This window comes from Polyangium mundeleinium, from assembly GCF_028369105.1.
GTDB lineage: Bacteria > Myxococcota_A > Polyangia > Polyangiales > Polyangiaceae > Polyangium > Polyangium mundeleinium.
This window is the reverse complement of sequence record NZ_JAQNDO010000001.1, coordinates 12239065-12260186: the sequence shown is the minus strand read 5'-3', so window position 1 is coordinate 12260186 and position 21122 is coordinate 12239065. Positions and strand designations below refer to the sequence as shown.

Below are 21122 nucleotides of genomic sequence, written 5' to 3'. Positions count from 1 at the left end.
TCAGTAGCAGAGCTCGGACTGCGAGCTCCGCGGGTTCGAGGGCCGCTCGCCCGTGATCGCGCGTGCGCTCGCCTGCGCGGCCTGCACGCATTCGCGCAAAAAATGCCGGTAGATGTCGAGCGCGCCGGCGCCGATCTCCGCGAGCTGCTCGGCGGCCTCCGGCATCCCGTCGAGGATCGTCTCCAGCGTCGCGGCATAAAGCGCCGCGCGCTCCACGCCGACCGTCGCGCGCTTTCGCAGCCACGTGAGCCGCTCGGCCATGTCCACGCCGAGCACCCGCTGGGCCTGGAGCAAGAGCCCGATGCTGAGCGCGCTCGTGACGCGCTCGATCTCGTACTGGATCGCGGCATACCCGAGGGGCAGGTCGGCCCCGAGGACCTCCTCGTTCAGCACACGGTAGGCCCGCATGACGACGGTCGGGCGCTCGGCGAGCATGGCGACGTCGATGGAGATGCCGCACCGCATGTTGATGATCTGAGCGACGGCGCGCGCGTCGCGCAGGACGAGCGAGGCGCGGACGTCTTCCTCCGCCGCGTGTTCGCGGAACGACTGGGCGACGGCACCGAGCCCGAGCTTGTCGCATTGCTCGGCGGCGCGCCTCGACCAGCGCGCGGTCGGTTGCATGAGATAGGGCGTCCGAGCGAACCATTCGAGCAAGAAGCACTCGACCAGGACGGGGGATGCGTCGGCCGCCAGGATCTCGCCGAGGACGTGGTCATTCTCGACCTCGGCGCGGAGAGAAAGGACGCGTGGTTCGTAGAGGGTCTTCAAGCTGTTCATAGGGAGAGCCTCGCTCCCATGTTTTTGCATTCGCCATGCCACGAGAGAAAAAGGCCGAGAAACTGGACATGTCATAGGATTGTCGAGCCGATTCTGCTCGATTGGCGCTTCGCGGGCCCGCGTTTGGGCGGAATCGGGCTGACGCACATGCCCTACGGTGATGCTTTGCCTCATCAGGTCTGCGACGCAGTCTCCCCACCACGGCGCGCACCTCCGCACCGGCGCAACTTGGTGCAATTCCACACAGGGAACTTGACTGTTGACAAGGAAACGTTTTTCGTGTGGAGGGCCCGCCGAGGTGTCCGCGTCGTCGAGGTGGAGGGGCGGGGCGCTGGGGAAAGGGAAGCGGGCCCACCGTGGCCAGGTTGGACAGCCGCTCCGCGAGGGGACACACGGCCCGCGCTCACCTCGGGGGTGGTTCGAAGCGAACACCCCGACGCATGGTGGCTTGCGTTTCGGGGCGTGCTCGACCTACGGTTCCGCGAGCGGTGCTGTCCATCGGAACGAAGGGAACGACGAGAACGTGAAGGGGCGCCTCGAGCTCGCAGTCTTCGCCGCGGGCGGCGTCACCCGTCACCCGCTGCCCGCCGAGGGGAAGGTGATCCTCGGCCGCGCCGAGGAGACCGACATCCGGATCGACGACGGCTCGGTGTCGCGCCGTCACGCGCTGATCCACATCGGACCCCCCTTGCGCATCGAGGACCTCGGCAGCGCGAACGGAACGACCGTGCGTCGCGAGAAAGGTGCAGGCGGGACGGTGCGCCTGCTCGACACGCGCGTCGAGGCCGGGAAACTCGTGGAGTTCGGCGTCGGCGACGCCATCAACCTCGGCTCGACGATCCTCGTCGTCCGCAAGCTCGAGGATGAGGAGCCCGAGGTGCACGGCGAGGGTTCGCCGAGCAGCTACGTGATCCGCGACGAGGCGATGAAGCGCCTCTACGCGCTCGCCGAGCGCGTCGCCGAGGGTCCGATCAGCGTGCTTTTGCTCGGCGAGACGGGCGTCGGCAAGGAGGTGCTCGCCGAGACGATCCACCGCAAGTCGCAGCGCGCGTCGGGGCCGTTTCTACGCCTCAACTGCGCCGCGCTCAGCGAGTCGCTGCTCGAGAGCGAGCTCTTCGGTCACGAGAAGGGCGCGTTCACCAACGCGGTGCGCTCGAAGCCCGGCCTCTTCGAGACCGCGGAAAAAGGTACGGTTTTCCTCGACGAGGTCGGCGAACTGCCGCTCGGCATCCAGGTGAAGCTCTTGCGTGTGCTCGAGGACCGCCAGGTGATGCGCGTCGGCGGGCTTGCGCCGCGCCCCATCGACGTGCGCTTCGTCTCCGCGACGAACCGCGACCTCGCGTTCGAGGTGCAGAAGGGCACGTTCCGTCAGGACCTCTACTTCCGGCTCAACGGCATCGCGCTCTCGATCCCACCCTTGCGCGAGCGTCGCTCGGAGATCGAGCCCCTCGCGCGGACGTTCGTGGCGCGCGCGGCGGCCTCGATCGGCAGGAGCCCGCTGGAGATCACGCGCGAGGCCCTCGCCGCGATGACGAGCTACGACTGGCCGGGCAACGTGCGCGAGCTGCGCAACGCCATCGAGCGCGCCGTCGTGCTCTGCGAGGGCGTGATCCGGCCCGAGGATCTCGTGCTGGAGGGGCGCGTGCAGGGCATGGCCTCTTCGCCGCGCAACGTGCCGCTCACGGGCACCGTCCCGCTCACCTCGATGGACCCATCGCTGTCGGCGTTCTCGATCTCCGCCGACGACGCGACGTCGCAGCTCCGCGGCAGCGTGGTCGATACGGCCTCGCTCGGCAGCCTGCGAGAAGAGCTCGGCTCGCTCGAACGGCAGCGCATGATCGACGCGCTCGAAAAATGCGCGGGCAACCAGACTGCGGCGGCGGCGATGCTCGGAATGCCTCGACGTACGTTCGTCTCGAAGCTCTCGGCCTACAACATTCCTCGGCCGCGGAAGAAGGGCTAGAGCGCCGAACAGTTCGGCGCTCTGCGAGATCGCGAAGCGAGCTCGCCTCGGGGGGTGAATCGGTCGGGCTTTGCCCGGACGAGAGGGGGTCGGGGATCACATCGTGCGTGAAGCGTAGGATCTTGGTCCCTGGTGCCTGAACTCTGGCATAATGGGGGATAATCCGAGGAACGCATGGGCGCCCCGAGCGTGGTCTTTCTCCCGACTGGAACGCTATTTCACGAGCGTTATCGTGTCCTTCGGGGCATCAAAGCGGGCGCGATGGGCGCGGTCCACGAGGCGCGCGACGAGCGCACGCATGGCCTGTGCGCGCTCAAGGTGATGCTTCCCGGCGTGCTCGAAGACGCGGTGCTGCGGGATCGGTTCGCCCAGGAGGCGCGGATCACCGGCGAGATTCGGAGCGATCACGTCGTGCGCGTGACCGACGCGGGCATCGATCAGACCACGAGCATGCCGTTCCTCGTGATGGAGCTGCTCCACGGCGAGGAGGTCGGCGCGATGCTGAAGAAGCGCGGCCACATCCCGATCGACGAGGCGCTCGTCTACCTCGGTCAGGTCGCGCTCGCGCTCGACAAGGCCCACGCCGGGGGCATCGTCCACCGTGATCTCAAGCCGGGCAACCTGTTCATCGCGGAGCGCGACGACGGCTCGCCGTGCGTGAAGATCCTCGATTTCGGCATCGCGAAGATCGTCTCCGAGGGGACGAACTCGAACATGACGCAGGCCGTCGGAACGCCGACGTACATGGCCCCCGAGCAGATCGCCGGCAAGAGCAGCCAGATCGGGCCCGCGACCGACATCCACGCGCTCGGCCACATCACGTACACGATGCTCACCGGCGAGGCGTACTGGCAGGAAGAGGCGCGCGAGCACGGCGTGTACGCGCTCATCCGCCGCGTCGTCGAGGGGCCGGAGGAGATGCCCTCGGTGCGCGCGCTACGCCGCCGCGGCATGGTCTTGCCGGCCTGGTTCGACGGCTGGTTCGCCCGCGCGACGGCCTTGCATCCCGAGGATCGTTTTCAGCGCGCGACCGAAGCGATCGCGGAGCTGCGCGACCAGTACGCGGAGTCGGGGCCGGACTCGTTCCGGATGAACTTGACGATCCCGCTCGTGCGACGCTCGGATGCGCCGGAGAGGCCGCTCGAAGAAGCGTCGACGACCCGCGCGTCGGTCGCGCTGATTCAGGCCTCGACGCCGCCTGCGCCGCCTGCGCGCTCGCGCTGGACGCCGGGGCTCGTGGGGCTTGCTTGCCTCGTGCTCACGGTCGTGAGTGGGCTCGGGGTGCAGGTGCTCGTCGGCGTGGCGCCGCTCTCGGTCGCGCGCGCGGGGTTGCCTGACACCGTGCCTTTGCCGCCGATCGCGGCGGGCGAGGCGCCGCGCACGGAGCCTGCGAATCCCGCGCCGCCCTCGTCGCCGCCTGGGGTGGGCGAAGAGGCGATCGACGTCGAGCCATCCCCCGCAGCCGGCACGCCTGCGGCCGCGCAGACGGTTGCATTGCCCGGAAAAACTGGATCCGTCGGGCAAACCGTCCGCCCGGCTTCGACCCAGGCACCACCTCCGTCCACGAAGAGCACGGGGACGAAGTCGACCCGCAAGCCTTACGAGCCTCCGAGTTCGATCGATTAGGAGACGGCTTTGCGCATGATGAGCGGAAAACCCGGCGCGTGGATCGTTCGTTCGTTCGTCGCGCTCGGGGTCGTCCTCGTCGCGTCGGGCGCACACGCGGGAGACCCGGCCGACGAGGCACGGGCGAATGCGCTGTTCCAGGAGGCGCGCGCGGCGTTCATCGCGGGGGACTACGCGACGGCGTGTCCGAAATACGAGGAGGTCGTGCGGCTGCGCCCCGGCCTCGGCGCCCGCATCGGCCTCGGCGATTGTTATCGGAAAATGGGCCGGCTCGCGCGGGCGTGGGAGACGTACCGCACCATCGTGGACGACGCGGCGCGCATCGCCTCGACGTCGAAGAGTTTCAGCGAGAAATCGACGGCGCAGAAGCGCGGTGACGAGGCGAAAACGCGGATGGGCGAGATCGAGCCGCGGCTCGGCTGGATCACGGTCGCCGTGCCCGAGGCGGTGCTCGCCTTGCCGAACGTCGTCGTCACCCTGGACGGGGTCCCGCTCGCGCGCGAGGTGTTCGGGAAGCGATTGCCGGCCGAGCGTGGCGAGCACGTGGTCGACGCCAGCGCGCCTGGGAAAAAGTCCTGGGAGAAGAGCCTGGCCATTGCCGAAGGCGCGGAGCTCACGGTCGCGGTGCAGGCGCTCGAAGATGAAGCCGCGCCGAAACCCGAGCCGAAAACGACCCCGGAGACGAAGGGGCAGGAGCCGCCCAAGGGGACGAATACGGCGGCGACGCAGGATCTCCCCGGACCGCGGGGGCCCCGCGAGCCCGACCGCATTCCGGAGGCCCCGAAGGAGAGCTTTTTCAGCCCCCAGCGCGTCATCGGCCTCGGGCTCGGGATCGCGGGGCTCGGCGCGGGCGCCGTGGGCACGTATTTCGGGCTCCGCGCCATGGAGAAGCGCGACGAGAGCGAGGTGGACGGACATTGCGCCGGCAACACCTGCAACGAGCTCGGCTACGACGCGCGTCGAGATGCTTATCAGTCCGGCAACATCTCCACGGGGCTCTTCATCGCGGGCGGCGTCGCGTTCGCTGGCGGCCTCGCGCTCTTCTTGACGGCGCCGAAGCGCACGAAGACGCAGACGACGGCGATCCTCGTGGGTCCTTCTTCTTTTCTTTGGACGGGGCAGTTCTAGCGCCCGAAGGGAAACTCGGTCATGCGGCGTGCATTGGTGCTTGGGCTCGTGCTCGTGGGGGTTGGGGCGTGGGCTGCCGGGTGCAATGCAGCCCTCGGCATCGACGAGCCGGTGCTCGTGCAGACGGGTTCCGGCGGGATGGGCGGCGGCCAGGGCGGTGTCGGTGGCCAGGGCGGCAGCGGCGGTGCGGAGTGCACGGCCGTGGAGACGGCCTGCGACGGGATCGACGACGATTGCAATGGTACGATCGACGACCTGCCACTCGCGACCTGCGGCTTCGGCGTTTGCTTCGTGAGCGTGGAGGCGTGCGTGGACGGCATGCCCGTGCCTTGCGTGCCCGGCTCCCCCTCGCAGGACGAGCTCTGCGACGACGACAACGACGGCATCGACGACAACTGCAATGGCCAGGTCGACGAGGGTTGCCCCTGCACGGTCGGCGAGACGCAGGCCTGTTATACCGGCTCGATGGACACGCGGAACATCGGCGCGTGCAAGGACGGCTCGCAGACGTGCATCGCGGAGAACACGTGGGGGCCCTGCGAGGGCGACACGCTCCCCTCGATCGAGACGTGCAACGCGGTCGACGACGATTGCGACAACGTCGTCGATGATGGCTTCCCGGAGCTCACCTGCGGCGAGGGGGCCTGCCAGGTGAGCGTGTCCACCTGCAACCCCGCCGGCGGGGATCCGCCCGAATGCACGCCGAAGGACCCCGTCGAGGAGATCTGCAATGGCCAGGACGACGATTGCAACGGCGTCGTCGACAACGGCGATCCGGGCGGCGGCGGGGTGTGCATGTCGGGTGTTCCCGGGCAATGCGCCACGGGGACATTCCATTGTGACGGCGGCGCGCTCAACTGCGTGCCCGACGCGAAGCCCACGATGGAGACCTGCAACGGCGCCGACGACGATTGCGACGGGATGACGGACGAGGACAACCCCGGCGGCGGCATCGCGTGCCCGACGAACCAGCTCGGCGAGTGCGCGTTCGGCTCGACGAAATGCTTCGGGGGCTCCTTGATCTGCGCGGCGCCGCTCCCGATGGACGAGATCTGCGACGGCAAGGACAACGATTGCGACGGCGAGATCGACACGCACGGCGTCGACGCCGACAAGCCGTGCACGACGGGCATGCCGGGCGAGTGCTCGCCGGGCAAGACGCTCTGCGTGACGGGCGCGCTCCAGTGCAAGCCTTCGATGCTGCCTGAAATGGAGTCTTGCGACGGCAAGGACAACGACTGCGACGGGACGATCGACGAGGGCAACCCGAACGGCGGCTCCGCTTGCACGCTCTCCTTCAACAAGGGCGTGTGCGCCGCGGGGACCGAGATGTGCGTGGGCGGCATCATCACCTGCGTGCAGAACGTGCAGTCGTCGGCCGAGACCTGCGACGGCCTCGACAACGATTGCGACGGCGACGCGGACGAGAGCCTCGCCTGCGGCGCCTGCGGCTCGTCGACGATCGCCTCGGGGAGCTGCACGAGCTTCGCGATCCCCGCGCAAAACCCGCTCACGACGAACTGCGAGCAGATCTTCCCCCCGACCTCGACCCTCGCGATCTCGATCGCGGAGACGGCCGTCAAGTATTACGTCAATGCCGCGGGCGGGAGCGACAACAACGACGGCAAGAGCCCCGCGAAGGCCTGGGCGACGCTCTGCAAGGCCGTGGCGATGGCGCCCGGGGGCAGCACGATCCTCGTCGCGCAGGGCGGGTATGCGTCGACCTCGGTCATCGTGGCCAAGGAGCTCACGATCAAGGGCGGATTCAGCTCCTCGTTCGCGAACTGGAACCCGGACACGTACCCCACCGCGTTTTACGGGCAGCTCACGCTCGACCACAACAAGGCGGTCTGGGGCGGCTTCCGGATGCTCGCGACGCCCACGACCTCGCTCACGCAGCACAACCTCCGCGCCGGCACGTTCGTGCGCAACTACGTCGAGACGCTGTTCAGCGGCGGCGCCGCGACCTCGGCGGCGCTCGGCGCGACGGCCTGCACGGGCAGCACCTCGACGTTGTTCGGCAATGACGTGTACGCCCGCTCCACCACCTCGACGACGCACGCGGCCATCCAGTTCGGCAACCAGCGCGGCGCGACGATCTTCGATTCGAATCGCATCTGCGTCGAGGGCAAGAGCAGCGGCGCCGTGACCTATGCCATCAACGGATCCGGGCCGAACGCGGCCAGCGTGGCCTCCTTGATTGCGCGGAACAACGTGATCGAAGCGGCGAGCAACAATGCGTACCTCGTCAATTTCCTGGGCAGTAGCGGCGGCGTCGATTTCAACCTGATCTTCACGAACAACACGATGCTCGCCCGTACGTACGGCATCTGGGGCACCGCGGCGTCGAGCGGCAAGATGCGCTGGCGGCTGACGAACAACATCCTGTTCAGCATCACGGGCGGCAGCACGGCGGTGAACCTCGGCTCGGGCGCGGGCGTCTCGCTCGACTCGGCGGAGAGCAACCTCGTCTTCGGGTTCAACAACAACCTCTTCAGCGCGCCCGCCCCCGTGTCCTCGTCCGGCAACGACACGTCGAACACGCCCACCGTGACGAGCGTCTTCGTCAATGCGACGAGCGGCGATCTCCGGCTGAAGACGGGCGGCCAGGGCGACGGGACCGGGAAAAACGTCTACAACCAGGCCACGTACGGCACGGTCACGACCGACATCCTGCAAGCGGCGCGGCCCCAGGCGGCGGCCTGGGACCGCGGGGCGTACATGAATTGAGGCGGGCGGGTAGACGTTCCTCCTCGTCGTGAAAACGGCGGGTTCGTGCGCGCGCTCTTGCGATGCGTCGCGGATCGGGGCTCAATGAGGCATGCACAAGCCGCTCCCGGCAGCGCGCATGGCCCGCCGTGTCGCGCTCCAGAACCTCGTCCTTGCGATCGCGGCAGCCGCCGTCACGAGCTGCGACAACCTCGACAATTTCGAAGTGGATGTCGGCGCCAAGGCGACGATCCCCCCTGGCACGATCCTCGACGAGCTGCTCGGCGTCCTCGCGTTCGACGATTTCCAGAGCATCAATCTGACGCAGGAGCTCGACAACCAGGGCGTCACGAAGGAAGACGTCGACTCCGTGCGCATGATCTCCCTCGCGCTCGTCATCGACGGGCCGGCCGGGGCGAACTTCGATTTCATCGAATCGATTGCATTTTTCGCCGAGACCGAGGGACAACCGAAGGTGCTCGTGGCCGAGCTCGATCCCGTGCCGAAGGGGCAGACCTCGCTTGATTTCGTCGTGTCGGGCGCTGAGCTGAAACCTTACGTCGTCGCGCCCTCGATGAAGCTCACGACGACGACGAAGGGCAAGCGCCCCCCGCAGGAGACGATGGTCTCGGCCGCGGCGGTGCTCGACGTCGACGTCACCGTGCCCGGTTGCTGAGCTTGACGACGGAGCCGGGTCCGTTTTTCATGATCCCGTGAGGATCGTCGGACCGGCTCTTTTTCTCCTCCTCCTCTTCGACGGTTGCGCGGAGGCGCCTTCCCCTGCGGCGCCCCCGCGTGTGCCGCGACCACGCGCCGCCTGCGCGGAGCGCGTGCCCACGCGGGTCCCGCTCTACGGCGACCTCCACGTCCACACGGCATTTTCTTTCGACGCCCGCTCCTACGACACCGTGGTCACGCCGGCCGATGCGTATCGCTTCGCGCGCGGCGAGTCGATCCACCTGCCGCCGCTCGACGCGTCGGGGAAGGGGACGCGCGAGGCGCGGATCGACAGGCCGCTCGATTTCGTGGCCGTCACCGACCACGGCGAGTTTCTCGGCGAGATGTACCATTGCATGACGCCCACCTCGCCCAAGTACGACACGTTCACCTGCCAGACGTATCGCGAGGAGGTCGGGCAGGGCGCCTCCACATTCGCCGTGCGCCTCTCGCAGGCGAACCCGACACGCGTCGCGGAGCTCTGCGGCGAGGGCAAGGACTGCGAGGCCGCGGCGCGCGAGCGCTGGCAGGCCATGCAGGACGCGGCCGAGGCGGCCTACGATCGCAGCGCGTCCTGCGCCTTCACGACATTCGTCGGGTACGAATACACGAACACGTTCGGGATCTCGAACTTGCACCGGAACGTGATTTTCGTGAACGACATCGTGCCCGACCTGCCCATCACCTATTTCGAGGCTCCGACGCCGCTCGACCTCTGGACGTTGCTGCGCGACGGGTGCAAGGCCGCCGAGAAGGGATGCGACGTGCTCGTCCTCCCGCACAACTCGAACCTCTCGAATGGCCGGCTCTTCGACCCCACGTACCCCGGCGGCGCGACGATCGAGGAAGAGGCCTCGCGCGCGGCGCTCCGGGCGGAGATGGAGCCCGTCGCCGAGATCTTTCAGCACAAAGGATCGAGCGAGTGCCGCAACGGGTTCCTCGACGTCGAGGCGGACGTCGACCCGCTCTGCGACTTCGAGGAGCTCCGGCCGGACGACGACGAGCAATGTGGCGACAAACCGGGCTCCGGAGGCATGCGCCTCTGGGGCTGCACGCATCGGCACGATTTTCTGCGCTATGTCCTGAAAACCGGGCTCCTCGAAGCCGAGCGGCTCGGGACGAATCCCTTTCTCTTTGGTCTCATCGGCTCGACCGACACCCACAACGGCACGCCGGGCAACACCTCCAGCGTGGGTTTTCCCGGGCACGTCGGGCTCGTCGACGACACGCCGGAGAAGCGCCTCGGCGCAGGCACGGAGACGCACGACGGCGTCATCAACAATCCGGGGGGGCTCGCCGGGGTATGGGCCGAGGAGAACTCGCGCGAGTCGATCTTCGAGGCGATCCGCCGCCGCGAGACCTTTGCCACGAGCGGCGCCCGCATTCCCATCCGCTTCTTTGGCGGCTTCGGGTACGACGCGGGCCTCTGCGGGCGCTCCGAGCGGCTCGAAGAGGCCTACGCGGCCGGCGTCCCCATGGGCGGAATGCTCGGAACATCGTCGGGTTTGGAGCCGACGTTTTTCGTACAGGCGACAGCCGACCCCGGCACGGCGAGCTGGCCAGGCAGGCCGCTCGAGCGGCTCCAGATCATCAAAGGCTACGTGCGCGAGGGAAAGGTGTACGAAAAGGTCTATGACGTCGCGGGCATGGCCGCCCCGGAGCCCGCCGTCGATACGGCGACCTGCGATGTGCTGGCCGAAGGCGCGGAGGAGCTTTGCGTCGTCTGGACGGACCCCGATTTCGATCCGAACGACCGAGCCTTCTATTATGCCCGCGCCGTCGAGGTGCCGAGCTGCCGCTACAGCACGTACGAATGCAACGCGCTCGATCCGGCCTCGGCGCCGGCGGCGTGCACGGACGTGACCGTCCCGAAGACCGTGCAGCACCGCGCGTGGAGCTCGCCCATCTGGTACGGGCCATGAGAGGCCGCTCGGCGGCTTCCAGGGGCTCCCGGGAGACGGGCACGTCGGCCCTCGACATCCTTTGCCGTCGTGACTACTTCCTTTCCGGGGTCGCGCGCGCCCGAGCTGCATCGAGAAGAAAAAGAGGAGGCGGACATGGGGCAAAACGAGGGGCGACGGGCAACACGAGGAGCCCATGACGGACGACGTCTTCTCTGGCGTTCGTGAAATGCAAGCGGAGTCGGTCCTTCTCCGCGGCGCTCTCGACGTGCTGGACGAGGCAATCGTCGTGGTGGACCAGACCGGCAAATTCGTCTCGTGGAATCGGACCGCGGCGCGCCTCGTCGGGGTCCCGGTCGACGCCTCCCCCGAAACGTGGACCGAGGCATTCGGCGTTTTCTTGCCGGACGAACGGACGCCTTTCCCCACCGAATCCATTCCGCTCTGGCGGGCTCTTCAGGGCGAGCGCGTGGAGGGCGTCGAGCTCTACGTGAAGAACCCGCGCGCGCCGCAGGGGATCCATGTCGTCGCCTCCGCGCGGCCGATCCTGGGCGAGCAGGGCCGGGTCCGCGGCGGCGTGGTGGTCTTTCGGGACGTGACGTTGGCGAAGGTCGCGGCGGCGGCGCTCGGTCACGCGGAGGCGCGCATGCGCGCGATCGTCGCCAATACGCCAAACATTGCGATCGAGGGGTATGACCTGCAGGGCCGCGTGCTCTACTGGAACCGGGCTGCCGAGCGCCTCTTCGGCTGGTCCGAGGACGAGGTCGTCGGCAAGACGCTCGACGGCATGATGCTCGATACACCCTCGACGGCGAAGTTCGTGGAAACGCTCGAAGAGATCGCGCGTACGGGCATGCCGAACGGTCCCAACGAATGGTCGTGTTATCGCAAGGACGGCAGCCAGGTATGGGTGTACTCGACGATCTTTTCGATCCCGACGATCACGGGCGCGAGCGAGTTCGTCTGCATGGACGTGGACGTGACGCCCCTCAAGCACGCCGAGAATCGGATCCGGGAGCAGGCGCAGCGGATGGAGGCGCAGGCCACCGACAACGCGAATCTCTTTCACGAGGCGCTGGAGGCGATCTCGGCGCGCGACGACTTTCTGGCCGTGGCCTCGCACGAGCTCCGCACGCCGCTCACGCCGCTCAAGTTGCAGCTCGAACGCCTCGTGCGTGATGCGCGCGCCGGGGCCAACCAGGAGCGCCTGGCGCCGGCGCTCGAAGTGGCCTACCGGCAGGTCGGGCGGCTCGCGGCGCTCATCGATCGCCTGCTCGACGTCTCGCGGATCACGGCCGGCAAGCTCGATTTGTGCCTCGACGAGGTCGACCTCTGCGCGCTGGTGCACGACGTCGTCACGCGCTTCGGTCGCGAGGTCGAGGACGCCGGGTGCCAGCTCTCCTTCCACCATGACAAACCGATCCTGGGCGCGTGGGATCGGCTGCGGATCGAACAGGTCGTCACGAACCTCCTCGGCAATGCGCTCAAGTATGGCCGCGGCAAGCCGATCGAGATCGGGCTCGAAGCGGACGAGGGCACGGCGCGCCTCACGGTCCGCGACCACGGCGTCGGCATTGCGCCCGAGGATCAGGGCAAGATCTTCGAGCGCTTCGAGCGCGCCGTCACCAACCAGTCCTTCGGCGGCCTCGGCCTCGGGCTGTGGATCGTGCGGCAAATCGTGGAGACGCACGGCGGGACCGTGCGGGTGGAGAGCGCGCCGGGCAAGGGCTCCACGTTCCGGGTGGAGCTGCCGCGGTGGAGGAAAACGCTCGACGAATCGCAGGGACCGCTCTCGATATCGCAGGGGACGTGATCGCTGTTGCCAGCGGCGCGCCGGGGAGCGATCCTCGGGCGCATGCAGACGTTCGCGCTTGCCTCCCTTGCCTCCTTCGCACTCTTTGCCCTCGCGTGTGGCCCGTCTTTGGGCGGGGGAGGGACGCAGGGCTCGGGCTCGGGGAGCGGCGGCTCTTCATCGAGCGGGATGTCGTCCTCCACGGGCTCCTCGTCGTCGAGCGGCGCGGGCGGCGGCGGTCCGACGGCGGAGGTGCATTTCATCGGTCGATTCACGAACGAGGCGGATCCGCGCTTTGCCTGGCCCGGCAGCACGATCGTCGCGCGCTTCTCGGGCACGGGTCTCGACGTGCGCCTCGCGGACGCCGGCAACAACCATTTCGCCGTCGTGATCGACGACGGGCCGCCTACCGACCTCGCGACGAGCAGCGCCAAGGACACCTACACGCTCGCGGCGAACCTGCCCGCCGGCGAGCACACGATTTTGCTCGAAAAACGCACCGAATCGTATGTGGGCGTCGTGCAGTTCAAGGGATTCGTGCCTGCGCCCGGCGGCGCGCTCGTCCCCACGCCCGAGCCGTGGAGCCGCAAGATCGAGCTCGTCGGTGATTCGATCACCTGCGGCTACGGCAACACCGGCGCGGGTCCGCTCTGCCCGTTCTCGCCCGAGACCGAGGACGAGTATTCGGCGTACGGCGCCATCGCGGCGCGCAAGCTCGGGGCCGCGCACGTGGGGATCTCGTACTCGGGGATCGGCGTGTACCGCGATTACAGCGGCGCGACGCAGAACCAGATGCCCATCCGCTTCGAGCGCACCCTCGCCGATGATCCTGCCTCGACCTGGGATTTTTCCTACATCCCGGACGTCGTCGTCGTGAACCTCGGGACGAACGATTTTGCCAAGGGTGACCCCGCGCAGGCGTACATCGACGCGCTCTCCGGGTTCCTGGACAAAGTGCGCGGGCATTACCCGAACGCGTACCTGCTCTGCGCCGTCGGCTCCATGCTCTCGGACTCGTATCCCGCCGGCGCGATGCATTTGACGAAGGCCAAGCAGCACATCAACGCGGTGCTCGACGCCCGCAAGGCGAAGGGCGACACGAACGTGGGGTTCGTGGACCTCGGCGAGCAAAATTCGGCGGCGGACGGGATCGGCTGCGATTACCACCCGAGCGTCGCCACGCACCAGAAGATGGCGGACAAGCTCGTGGCTGCGATTCAATCGGCCAAGGGCTGGTGAGGCGCGCGCGGGGGCGTCACGGCGAGGGGGCGCGGTCCGGGGTCACGGTCCGCGCCCATCGCCCGATCGGCCCACGCTCCTCTGGCGAGAGACCGAGCGCGCGTGCGACGAGGTCGTCGAGCGTGTCCTGCTCGGCGCGGCTGATTCCCTGATTGCGGGCGCCGAAGCTCTCGGCGAGCGCCTCGATCTCGGGGACGAGCCCGAGATCGGCCGGCGCGGGGAGCGCGCGCAGGTGCGTGATCTTCACCTGGGGCATTCCCTGCCGGGCGTCGCGGTGCCGCATGTAATGGTACCAGCGAACGGGGCTCGCGTTGAGCCATCCGAGGAGAAACCCCGCGCTCCACCGCTCGTCGGCGAACCCCGCGAGGATCGAGTTCCGGAAGGCGAGGCCGTCGGACAACGCGACCATGGGAAAGCGGGCCGTCTGGCGAATGAGGAGGCGCACGGCGAGCCATTCGGCGTCCTTGCGGAAGCGCCCCGTGAAATCGGCGGGATCACAATAGAGGCGCGGAGGACGCCGGGAAAACGGCTCGATGTCCCCGCCCACGCGCAGGCCGATCTGGAAACGCCCGTCGGGCGCCTCGCGCTCGTGGAGGTGCCGGACGTCGTTGCCGTTGCTCTGAAACCCTCGCTCGCCAAAGAGGTGCGGGGGCAGCTTCGGCAGGGCCGAGAGGGTCTCGAGCAGCGCCGCCGTTTCGGCGTCGAGGTCCGTGCGCGCGAGTGGCCAGGCGAGCGCCGTGTCGAGCGAGGCTTTTTCCTTCCGGCGCGTGGAGAGCAGGCCCATGCTCGGCTGGAAGACGCCCTCGAATGCGTCCCCGAAATCGGGCAGCTCGTCGTCGCACACGCAGAGCGCGTCGTGCGCGCGACGCGAGGGCTCATAGCCGCCGAGATCCGACATCGACGTCGGCAAGACGAGCCCGAGCCGACCTCCGGGACGGAGCATGCGGGCGCACTGGTGGACGAAGAGGCCCTGCAAATTGCGATATCCGGCGAACGCCGGGTTCGTGCGTCGATAGAATTCGCGGAGCTCGTCCGCGAGCGGCTGCGCGGCGCGGCCGGCGTACGAGACCCAGGGCGGGTTTCCCACGAATGCGTCGAATCCGCCGCGGCCGAAGACCTCCGGGAGCTCGATGTTCCAGTGAAACGGGGAGCGCGAGGCCACGAGCGCCGTGGCCTCGGCTTCGATCTCCGTCCCACCTTCGCCGGCGAGATAACGCGCGGCGAGATCCGGCAGGGCCGCCAGGCGTTCTTTTTGTGCTTTCTTGTCGGTCGAGGCAAAACGCGCGGAGAGAAGGGCATTCCCCACGGTTCGCAGCGGCGCGAGAGCGTGATCGGCCTCGGCGAGGAGATCCGGATCGGCCGTCTCGAAAAAACGCCGCCGCAGCGTCTCCGCCTCGGCCAAGCGCTCGCGGACCTTCGCAGGGGCGATGTCTTCCACGGGCTCGCGCCCGAGCCCCACGAGCGAATCCCCGTGGCGCAGGCTGGCTGCGAGAAACGAAAAGGGATGCGTCTTCGGCGCCGTGAGCAGCCAGAGCGAGACCCGGGCGAGGTCCACGGCGATCGGATTGCGATCCACGCCGTAAAGGCAAGACGCGGCGACGAGCCTGCGCGCGTGGGATTGCGGATCCTCGCCGGGCGGCAACGCCGCGGGCATCCCGGCGCGCTCCCAGGCGGCGACGAGGCGATCGGCGAGCCACCGACAAACCTGCACGAGAAAGGCGCCCGCGCCCATGGCGGGATCGCAGACCGAAAGGCCGAGGATCTCCTCGGGGCTCGCGTCCGTGCGCACGAGCGGGGCGAGCGTGCGCTCGACCATGATCCGCGTGAGCAGCGGCGACGTATAATGGGCGCCCGTGCGGCGCCGCTCCTCGGAAAACCCCATCAGGGTCTCGTACACGGTGCCGAGGTGCTCGACGTCGAGGTCGGCGTACACGAGGCGCTCGCCCGACACGAGGAGGAGTTTGTCGAGGATACGCAGGACGACGGCGTCGGAGAGCCGCCCTTCGAGGAACGGAAACGCGTCCGCGTCGAAGAGCGCGCCGCGCCGGGCGGGGCCCGGGGGAGGGGTCGGTCCGAGAGCTCCTTCGTGCAGGCGGCGAAACAGGGCCAGCACGCGCGGCCACGCGTCGTGACGTTCGGCGAGCGAGGCACGTTCGGCCGCGGCGAGCTCGGCGTGCAGGACGCCGAGCTCGTCGCCTGGAAAGAGCCCGCGCGACGAAGCAAAAAGGACAACGACGAGGCGCAGGATCACGCTCACGAGCCCCGCGGGGTCCGCTCCCGGAAATCCGGCAGCGAGCTCGCGCAGGCAGAGCGGCGCCTGCTCTCGCAAAACGCCCGCGCCTCGGGCCGCGTTCACGCTCTCCGTCACTGTTTTTCGCAATGGATGAGCTCGATCCAGGGGAGCGCCGCCTCGCTCGCGTCCGTCTCCGCTTGGGCCGTGTACGTGTCGTTTCGCGCATACCCGGTCGCGGCGCCGTTGCTCACGAGCCCGATTCCGTGGGAGGTCGTGGCGAGCGAGACCTCGCCTCCGTGCGTATGCGTGCGCGCGGCCGCGCTCGAAAGGGGTTCGCCGCCGAACGAGAGATCCGGGGGCGCGTCTTTCGGCAGGCCCACGACGAGCCGGCCTTGCGTCGCGGCGGCCTGCTGAAAGCCTGCGGGGCATTTCGGGCCGTCGTAAAAGATCTGCATGCCCTTCGGCAAGGGTTTGACCCCGGCCGCCGGCTCCGCGAGCTTCTTGCACGCGAGGAGCTGGACGTACGGCAAACCCGTGGTGGATGTCTCGGACGTCGTGCCGAATTCGACCACGCCGGCCGCGGCGACGCCGTTGTTGCCGCCGCCCGAGACGCCTGCATACGTGATGGGGACGAGGTCGAACGTCGCTTTCACCCCGTGCGTGTGAGGCCGCTCTTCGCCGCTCAGCAGCGGCTCGCCCACGGTCGTGCCGCCCGCCGCGTCGGCGATCGTCGGGAGCACCGTGCGCCCGGCCGCGGCCTTGTACGGCTCCCATCCACTCGGACAGGCAGGGACCTGGAAAAACCCGATCGTGTTCGTGGGCATTGCGTCGCCGCGCGCCCCGGGCCCGCCGCCCATGCCGCCGCTGCCGCCGCCGCTCCCGCCGTTTCCCTCCCCGCCGGCGCCCTGCGATCCGCTGGTCGTCGACACGGATCCGGTCGCGCAGGCCGTGACGAGGGTGATGGCCGCGATCGCGGCCGCGCTTTTCATTGCTTGACGCATGCCATCACCTGCACGAAAGGAAGGCCCGAGACACCGGGGTTCGTCGTCCCCGCAATGGCGTAGGTCTGCGCCTGCGCGCCCGCCTGGTTGCTCCCGTCGGCGGCCGCGATCGACTTCGAGGGCAGGGCGATCTCGCCCGCATAGTCGTGGGTGTGCGCGCGATCCTCGCGGTCCGCGAGCGGCGCGCCCACCTGCACGCCGACGTCCTTGCCCTCGGCGACCGCCACGACGAGCCGTCCCTCGACGTTCGGCGCGGGCGCCCATCCAGGCGGACAAACGCCCCCTTCGACGTGGGCCACCATGCCGGCCGGCACACCATCCTCCTCCACGGGTTCCCCGGACGCGCTGCGGCTCGCGACGAGCCCGAGGCCAAGACCGAGGCCGAGGAGCAGAAACCTTCCTGTCATCGTACCCGAGATTGGTTTGTGCATGCTTCGAGGCGTATCGACCCGGGCCGGGCGCGTCAACGGGTAGCGGATGACGCACCGCTGCGTAAACCACGTCGCCGCTCCGCGGGAAGCCGTCCATTTTTCCCGTCGATCCCGCGATGTTTGAGATAGGCTTCGGCACGATGCAAATCCTCTCGGTCGGTCCCCTGCGCACGGGGTCCATCGTGTGGCAGAAGCGCGCGGGGGGCTTCGTCCTCACGGTCGTTTGCAAGGCCACGTATTGGCTCCAGCCTGGCGAGGCCGTGCTCTCGAACGAGCAAGAAGCCCTCAATGAGGCCGACGATCACTGGGACGACGACCCGAACCGGAGCCTGCGCGCCGCGAGTGATCTCGTGCCGCTCAAGCCACGCCCCGAGGTCACGCTCGTCGGATATGCCTACGCGCCGGGGCAGCAGCCGGTCCGCTCGCTCGTGGCGCGCCTCATCCTCGGCGAGGTCGACAAGGCGATCGAGGTGTTCTGCGACCGCTCGTTCCTGCCCGACGGCTCGCTCCAGGAGGGCACGCGGTTCACGCGTATGCGCCTCACGTGGGAGCGCGCGGGCGGCGGGCCCGGCACGAACAACCCCGTCGGCGTGCGCGCCGATGTGCGGGACGGTTATGGGCGGCGTGCCCTGCCGAACCTCCAGCCCCTCGGGATGTACGTCTCCACGGCCGACGATTTCGTACCGCCCGTGTGTTTCGCGCCGATCGCGACGAGCTGGCCCTCGCGCGCGGATCTCGTGGGGCGCGCGCCGCCGCCCGCGGGCGTGGGGCTCGACGGGCCGAGCGAGGCGTTTTTCAATGCAGCGCCCTCGGATCAGCTCCTCACGGCGCTGCGCGACAACGAGCGTATCGTGCTCGAGAACCTGCACCCCGAGCACACGCGGCTCGTGACGAACCTGCCGGGCGTGCGGCCCGCGATCTTCGTGGACCGAGGCAACGGGCCGGCGCAACGGCAGAAGGTGCGTGCCGATGCCCTGTGGATCGATACGGACCGCGGAATCGCCACGCTCACCTGGCGCGTGCAGGTCCCGCTCGCGCGGCCGGACGAGCCGGGGCGCGTGATCGTGGGAATGGAGATGCCCGGGCACGACCTGAGCTGGGGCGAGATCGTCCAGACCATGGCCGCCTCGGAATCGAAGGGGTTTGCGGAGGAAGACCATACCCAGACGAACATCATTTCGCAGATGGAGGCCGAGGCGGCGCGCCGCGCGGCGCTGCCCTTCGCGGCCTCGTCCCTGCAACCGGCGGCGCGCGAGCCGCAGCCCTCGCTTTCGGGCGATTTGCCGTTCCAATCGTCGGTCCTGCAGCCGCCGACGTCGGCGCCCCGCCCCTGGACGCAGCAGCTCCAATCGCCGCAGCCGCCGACGCTGAAGCCCCCGCCCTTGCCCTCGGCGGCGCGCGCCCCGCTCCCGGGGACCGTCGTCTCCCCCGCGCCCGTGCCGCCCGTGTCCAAGCCCGCGCCGCCGGTGCCGCCGCCTGCGACCAAGCCCTCGACGCCCGCGTTCATCCCGCCCGTCGTGCCCGCGCCGCCGCCGGTGCCCGCGCCCGTGCCCATGTCCGTGCCCCTCCCGGCGCCCGTGCACGTCTCCGCGATTCCCGCGGCGCCCCCGTCGCCCATCCCCGCGCCGGTTCGTCCGGGCACGATATCGTCGGAGGGCGGCCGCGGGCCGAGCCCGTGGGCGGGCGGCGCGCCTGGCGGCGTGGCGCCGGGGCGAGAGACCCTCGGCACGGCGGCAGCCGCAGCCGCGGCGGCCGTCGCGGAGGCGCCCAAGGATTCGGCGTCGGACGGCGGCGCGCTCGGCGCATCGAATGATGCGGCGGGCGTGCGCGCGTGGAGCGCGCCGCGCCGGGAGATCCGCGCGGTCGTCGCGGAGGAGGAGGCGCAGAAGCCCGTCATCGTCCGCGAGCTCTTGCACCTCGTGTGGTTCGAGCCGAGCTTCGTGCCGCGCATCCGGCGCGTCCCGGCGTGGAAGCGGCTGCTCTCCGAGCTCGAGCAGCGCGGCGCCGACAAGGAGATCGACGACGTGCTCGCCGGCAAGGAGGCCTGGGAAGTCGAAGATCGCCGCGAGATCTTCGAGATCCTCGCCCGCGCCGATCGCATGGACGACCGGAGCCTCGTGGAGCTCATGGATCAGGCCATTCGCGAGGACGGCAAGTACGCGACGCCGATCGTGCTGGTCGCCGGCGAGCTCGAAACGCCGTTCGACGAAATGGAGACGCTGAAGGCGCTCTCGACCGCGGCGGCGCCGCTCGTCGGGCCCACGGACGAGGGGCTGAAGGCCGCCGTGGAGGCCGCGGACAAGTTCATCGCGCGCTCGGGGTTGTCCTGGGCGCCGGTCGTGCCGGAGGGATTGTCGAATCGGATTCGCGAGGCGTTCGTCCGGGAGAAGAAGGGATTGCCCGCGGACGCGCTCGACATGCAGGCCGAGCGGGCGCTGATCGGCGGACGTCATTACCAGAAGCGCGAGGTGCTCGGCGGGACGTACCTGCGGCTGCTCCTGCGCCTTCATTCGGACAGCCAGCCGATCGTGGCGTACGCGCCGGACGCGGTCGCGCGCAAGCTGCCGATGTTCCGCAAATTCCGGGCGAGAATCGTGGGCGAGCTGCATCCGGCGCAGGATCAATACGAGGCGCGGGGCGAAGCGCTCCGGGCGCTCGCGGTCGGGACGGTCACGGTGCCGGAGCGGGGGACGGCCGGGGCCAAGAGTTGATCGGGGGCGATTCTTATCGCCAGGCCGTGGCCCCATGGGAGGGCACGGCCCGCCTGCGGACGCGCGGGCCGCGTCAGAGATCCTTCGGCCGCGGCCGCGGGAGGGGCGGGTTCTCCGGCAACTTCGTCGTCTCGGTCTCGCCCCCGCAGAGCGCGGAGCGATTGGCAATGATGTAGTTGACGACGCCCTCGGTGAACTGCTCCGCGATCGAGGTCTTGTTGTTCATGACCTGCGTTCGGTCGTTTTCGTTCGGGATGAAGCCCATTTCGATGAGCGCGCTCGCCTTGATCGTGCCCTGGAGCTTGATCACCGCGAAGTTCCTCTCGAACACGCCGGTCTGACCTCGGCGTTTCAAGGGGAGCGTGTACGCTGCCATGATCGAGGTCGCCAGGCTCTTGCTCTGGGCCTTGCCCGGAAAACACCAGACCTCCTTGCCGTTGGCCGTGGTGTCGAGGACATCGTTCCCATTCGCGTCCTTGAGGCACTTGTCTTTGTCGTTGGGATCCCGCTTGCACGCCGAATTCATGTGCAGGCTGACGAGGATCTGAGCTTTTTTCTCGTTCGCAAAGTCCAGGCGCCACTGGAGTTTTTTCAGTTCGCCGCTGCCCACGTCGCCTTCGCGCGTCAGGTACACCGCCTCGATCACGTCCGTCTTGGCCGCCAGCTTCTCCTTGAAGACCTTGGCCACGTCGAGGACGATGTCCTTCTCTTTGTATTCGAGGTTCGCCCCGCCCAGCGCTCCCGGATCGACGCCCGAGGTCTTGTTGTTATGGTCCCCGTGACCCGGGTCGATCACGACGATGACCCGGCATTTCTGGACGGAGTCCGAGTTCGATGCTTGCTCGATTGCGCCTTGTTGATCGGGGGAGACGCGGAGGGGCGGGGCCATGG

At 68.7% G+C, this 21122-nt stretch carries 14 protein-coding genes; 9 read left to right on the top strand and 5 right to left on the bottom strand.

What is annotated here, in order from left to right:
• Positions 1–780, bottom strand: a complete 780-nt coding sequence (locus POL67_RS48525; RefSeq protein WP_271928929.1) for a hypothetical protein — start codon at positions 778–780, stop codon at positions 1–3.
• 523 nt (positions 781–1303) lie between these two features.
• Here POL67_RS48525 and POL67_RS48520 point away from each other — a divergent pair.
• From POL67_RS48520 to POL67_RS48485, 8 genes are all read left to right on the top strand, one after another.
• Positions 1304–2743, top strand: coding sequence for a sigma 54-interacting transcriptional regulator (locus POL67_RS48520; RefSeq protein WP_271928926.1), 1440 nt, complete (start codon positions 1304–1306; stop codon positions 2741–2743).
• Between the two features lie 174 nt (positions 2744–2917).
• Positions 2918–4369 (top strand): serine/threonine protein kinase, encoded by a 1452-nt coding sequence (locus POL67_RS48515; protein WP_271928924.1) that lies wholly within the window; start codon positions 2918–2920, stop codon positions 4367–4369.
• A 15-nt stretch (positions 4370–4384) separates the two neighbouring features.
• Positions 4385–5497 (top strand): tetratricopeptide repeat protein, encoded by a 1113-nt coding sequence (locus tag POL67_RS48510; protein WP_271928922.1) that lies wholly within the window; start codon positions 4385–4387, stop codon positions 5495–5497.
• A 21-nt stretch (positions 5498–5518) separates the two neighbouring features.
• Positions 5519–8227, top strand: coding sequence for a MopE-related protein (locus POL67_RS48505; RefSeq protein WP_271928920.1), 2709 nt, complete (start codon positions 5519–5521; stop codon positions 8225–8227).
• Positions 8228–8318: 91 nt separating this feature from the next.
• Positions 8319–8882: a hypothetical protein gene (locus POL67_RS48500; RefSeq protein WP_271928918.1), complete on the top strand. Its 564-nt coding sequence runs from the start codon at positions 8319–8321 to the stop codon at positions 8880–8882.
• Positions 8883–8919: 37 nt separating this feature from the next.
• On the top strand, positions 8920–10845 hold the full coding sequence (locus POL67_RS48495) for a DUF3604 domain-containing protein (protein ID WP_271928915.1): 1926 nt from the start codon (positions 8920–8922) through the stop codon (positions 10843–10845).
• A gap of 175 nt (positions 10846–11020) precedes the next feature.
• Entirely contained in the window at positions 11021–12637 is a 1617-nt protein-coding gene (locus POL67_RS48490) for a sensor histidine kinase (RefSeq protein WP_271928913.1), read from the top strand.
• Between the two features lie 168 nt (positions 12638–12805).
• Positions 12806–13855, top strand: coding sequence for an SGNH/GDSL hydrolase family protein (locus POL67_RS48485; protein WP_271928910.1), 1050 nt, complete (start codon positions 12806–12808; stop codon positions 13853–13855).
• A 16-nt stretch (positions 13856–13871) separates the two neighbouring features.
• On the opposite strand, the gene POL67_RS48480 is transcribed toward POL67_RS48485, so the two are convergent.
• From POL67_RS48480 to POL67_RS48470, 3 genes are read right to left on the bottom strand one after another with little or no spacing between them, the layout of a single operon-like run.
• A complete protein-coding gene (locus tag POL67_RS48480; protein ID WP_271928907.1) occupies positions 13872–16211 on the bottom strand; it encodes an Eco57I restriction-modification methylase domain-containing protein in 2340 nt (779 codons plus the stop codon).
• 8 nt (positions 16212–16219) lie between these two features.
• Positions 16220–17077 (bottom strand): hypothetical protein, encoded by an 858-nt coding sequence (locus POL67_RS48475; protein ID WP_271928903.1) that lies wholly within the window; start codon positions 17075–17077, stop codon positions 16220–16222.
• Positions 17074–17496 carry a hypothetical protein gene (locus POL67_RS48470; protein ID WP_271928900.1) on the bottom strand — a complete coding sequence of 141 codons (423 nt, stop codon included), beginning with the start codon at positions 17494–17496 and terminating at the stop codon, positions 17074–17076. Before POL67_RS48470 ends, POL67_RS48475 begins: the two co-directional genes overlap by 4 nt.
• A gap of 164 nt (positions 17497–17660) precedes the next feature.
• Here POL67_RS48470 and POL67_RS48465 point away from each other — a divergent pair, with 164 nt between their 5' ends.
• A complete protein-coding gene (locus POL67_RS48465; RefSeq protein ID WP_271928897.1) occupies positions 17661–20231 on the top strand; it encodes a DUF2169 family type VI secretion system accessory protein in 2571 nt (856 codons plus the stop codon).
• A 73-nt stretch (positions 20232–20304) separates the two neighbouring features.
• Here the strand turns inward: POL67_RS48465 and POL67_RS48460 are convergent, their stop codons facing one another.
• Positions 20305–21120 carry an N-acetylmuramoyl-L-alanine amidase family protein gene (locus POL67_RS48460; RefSeq protein ID WP_271928895.1) on the bottom strand — a complete coding sequence of 272 codons (816 nt, stop codon included), beginning with the start codon at positions 21118–21120 and terminating at the stop codon, positions 20305–20307.
• Positions 21121–21122 lie beyond the last annotated feature (2 nt).

Excerpts from the sequence above, each read along its gene's own strand:
- POL67_RS48525 (WP_271928929.1), bottom strand. The coding sequence starts at position 780 with ATGAACAGCTTGAAGACCCTCTACGAACCACGCGTCCTTTCTCTCCGC.
- POL67_RS48515 (WP_271928924.1), top strand. The coding sequence starts at position 2,918 with ATGGGCGCCCCGAGCGTGGTCTTTCTCCCGACTGGAACGCTATTTCAC.
- POL67_RS48510 (WP_271928922.1), top strand. The coding sequence starts at position 4,385 with ATGATGAGCGGAAAACCCGGCGCGTGGATCGTTCGTTCGTTCGTCGCG.
- POL67_RS48505 (WP_271928920.1), top strand. The coding sequence starts at position 5,519 with ATGCGGCGTGCATTGGTGCTTGGGCTCGTGCTCGTGGGGGTTGGGGCG.
- POL67_RS48500 (WP_271928918.1), top strand. The coding sequence starts at position 8,319 with ATGCACAAGCCGCTCCCGGCAGCGCGCATGGCCCGCCGTGTCGCGCTC.
- POL67_RS48490 (WP_271928913.1), top strand. The coding sequence starts at position 11,021 with ATGACGGACGACGTCTTCTCTGGCGTTCGTGAAATGCAAGCGGAGTCG.
- POL67_RS48485 (WP_271928910.1), top strand. The coding sequence starts at position 12,806 with ATGTCGTCCTCCACGGGCTCCTCGTCGTCGAGCGGCGCGGGCGGCGGC.
- POL67_RS48475 (WP_271928903.1), bottom strand. The coding sequence starts at position 17,077 with ATGAAAAGCGCGGCCGCGATCGCGGCCATCACCCTCGTCACGGCCTGC.
- POL67_RS48470 (WP_271928900.1), bottom strand. The coding sequence starts at position 17,496 with ATGACAGGAAGGTTTCTGCTCCTCGGCCTCGGTCTTGGCCTCGGGCTC.
- POL67_RS48465 (WP_271928897.1), top strand. The coding sequence starts at position 17,661 with ATGCAAATCCTCTCGGTCGGTCCCCTGCGCACGGGGTCCATCGTGTGG.
- POL67_RS48460 (WP_271928895.1), bottom strand. The coding sequence starts at position 21,120 with ATGGCCCCGCCCCTCCGCGTCTCCCCCGATCAACAAGGCGCAATCGAG.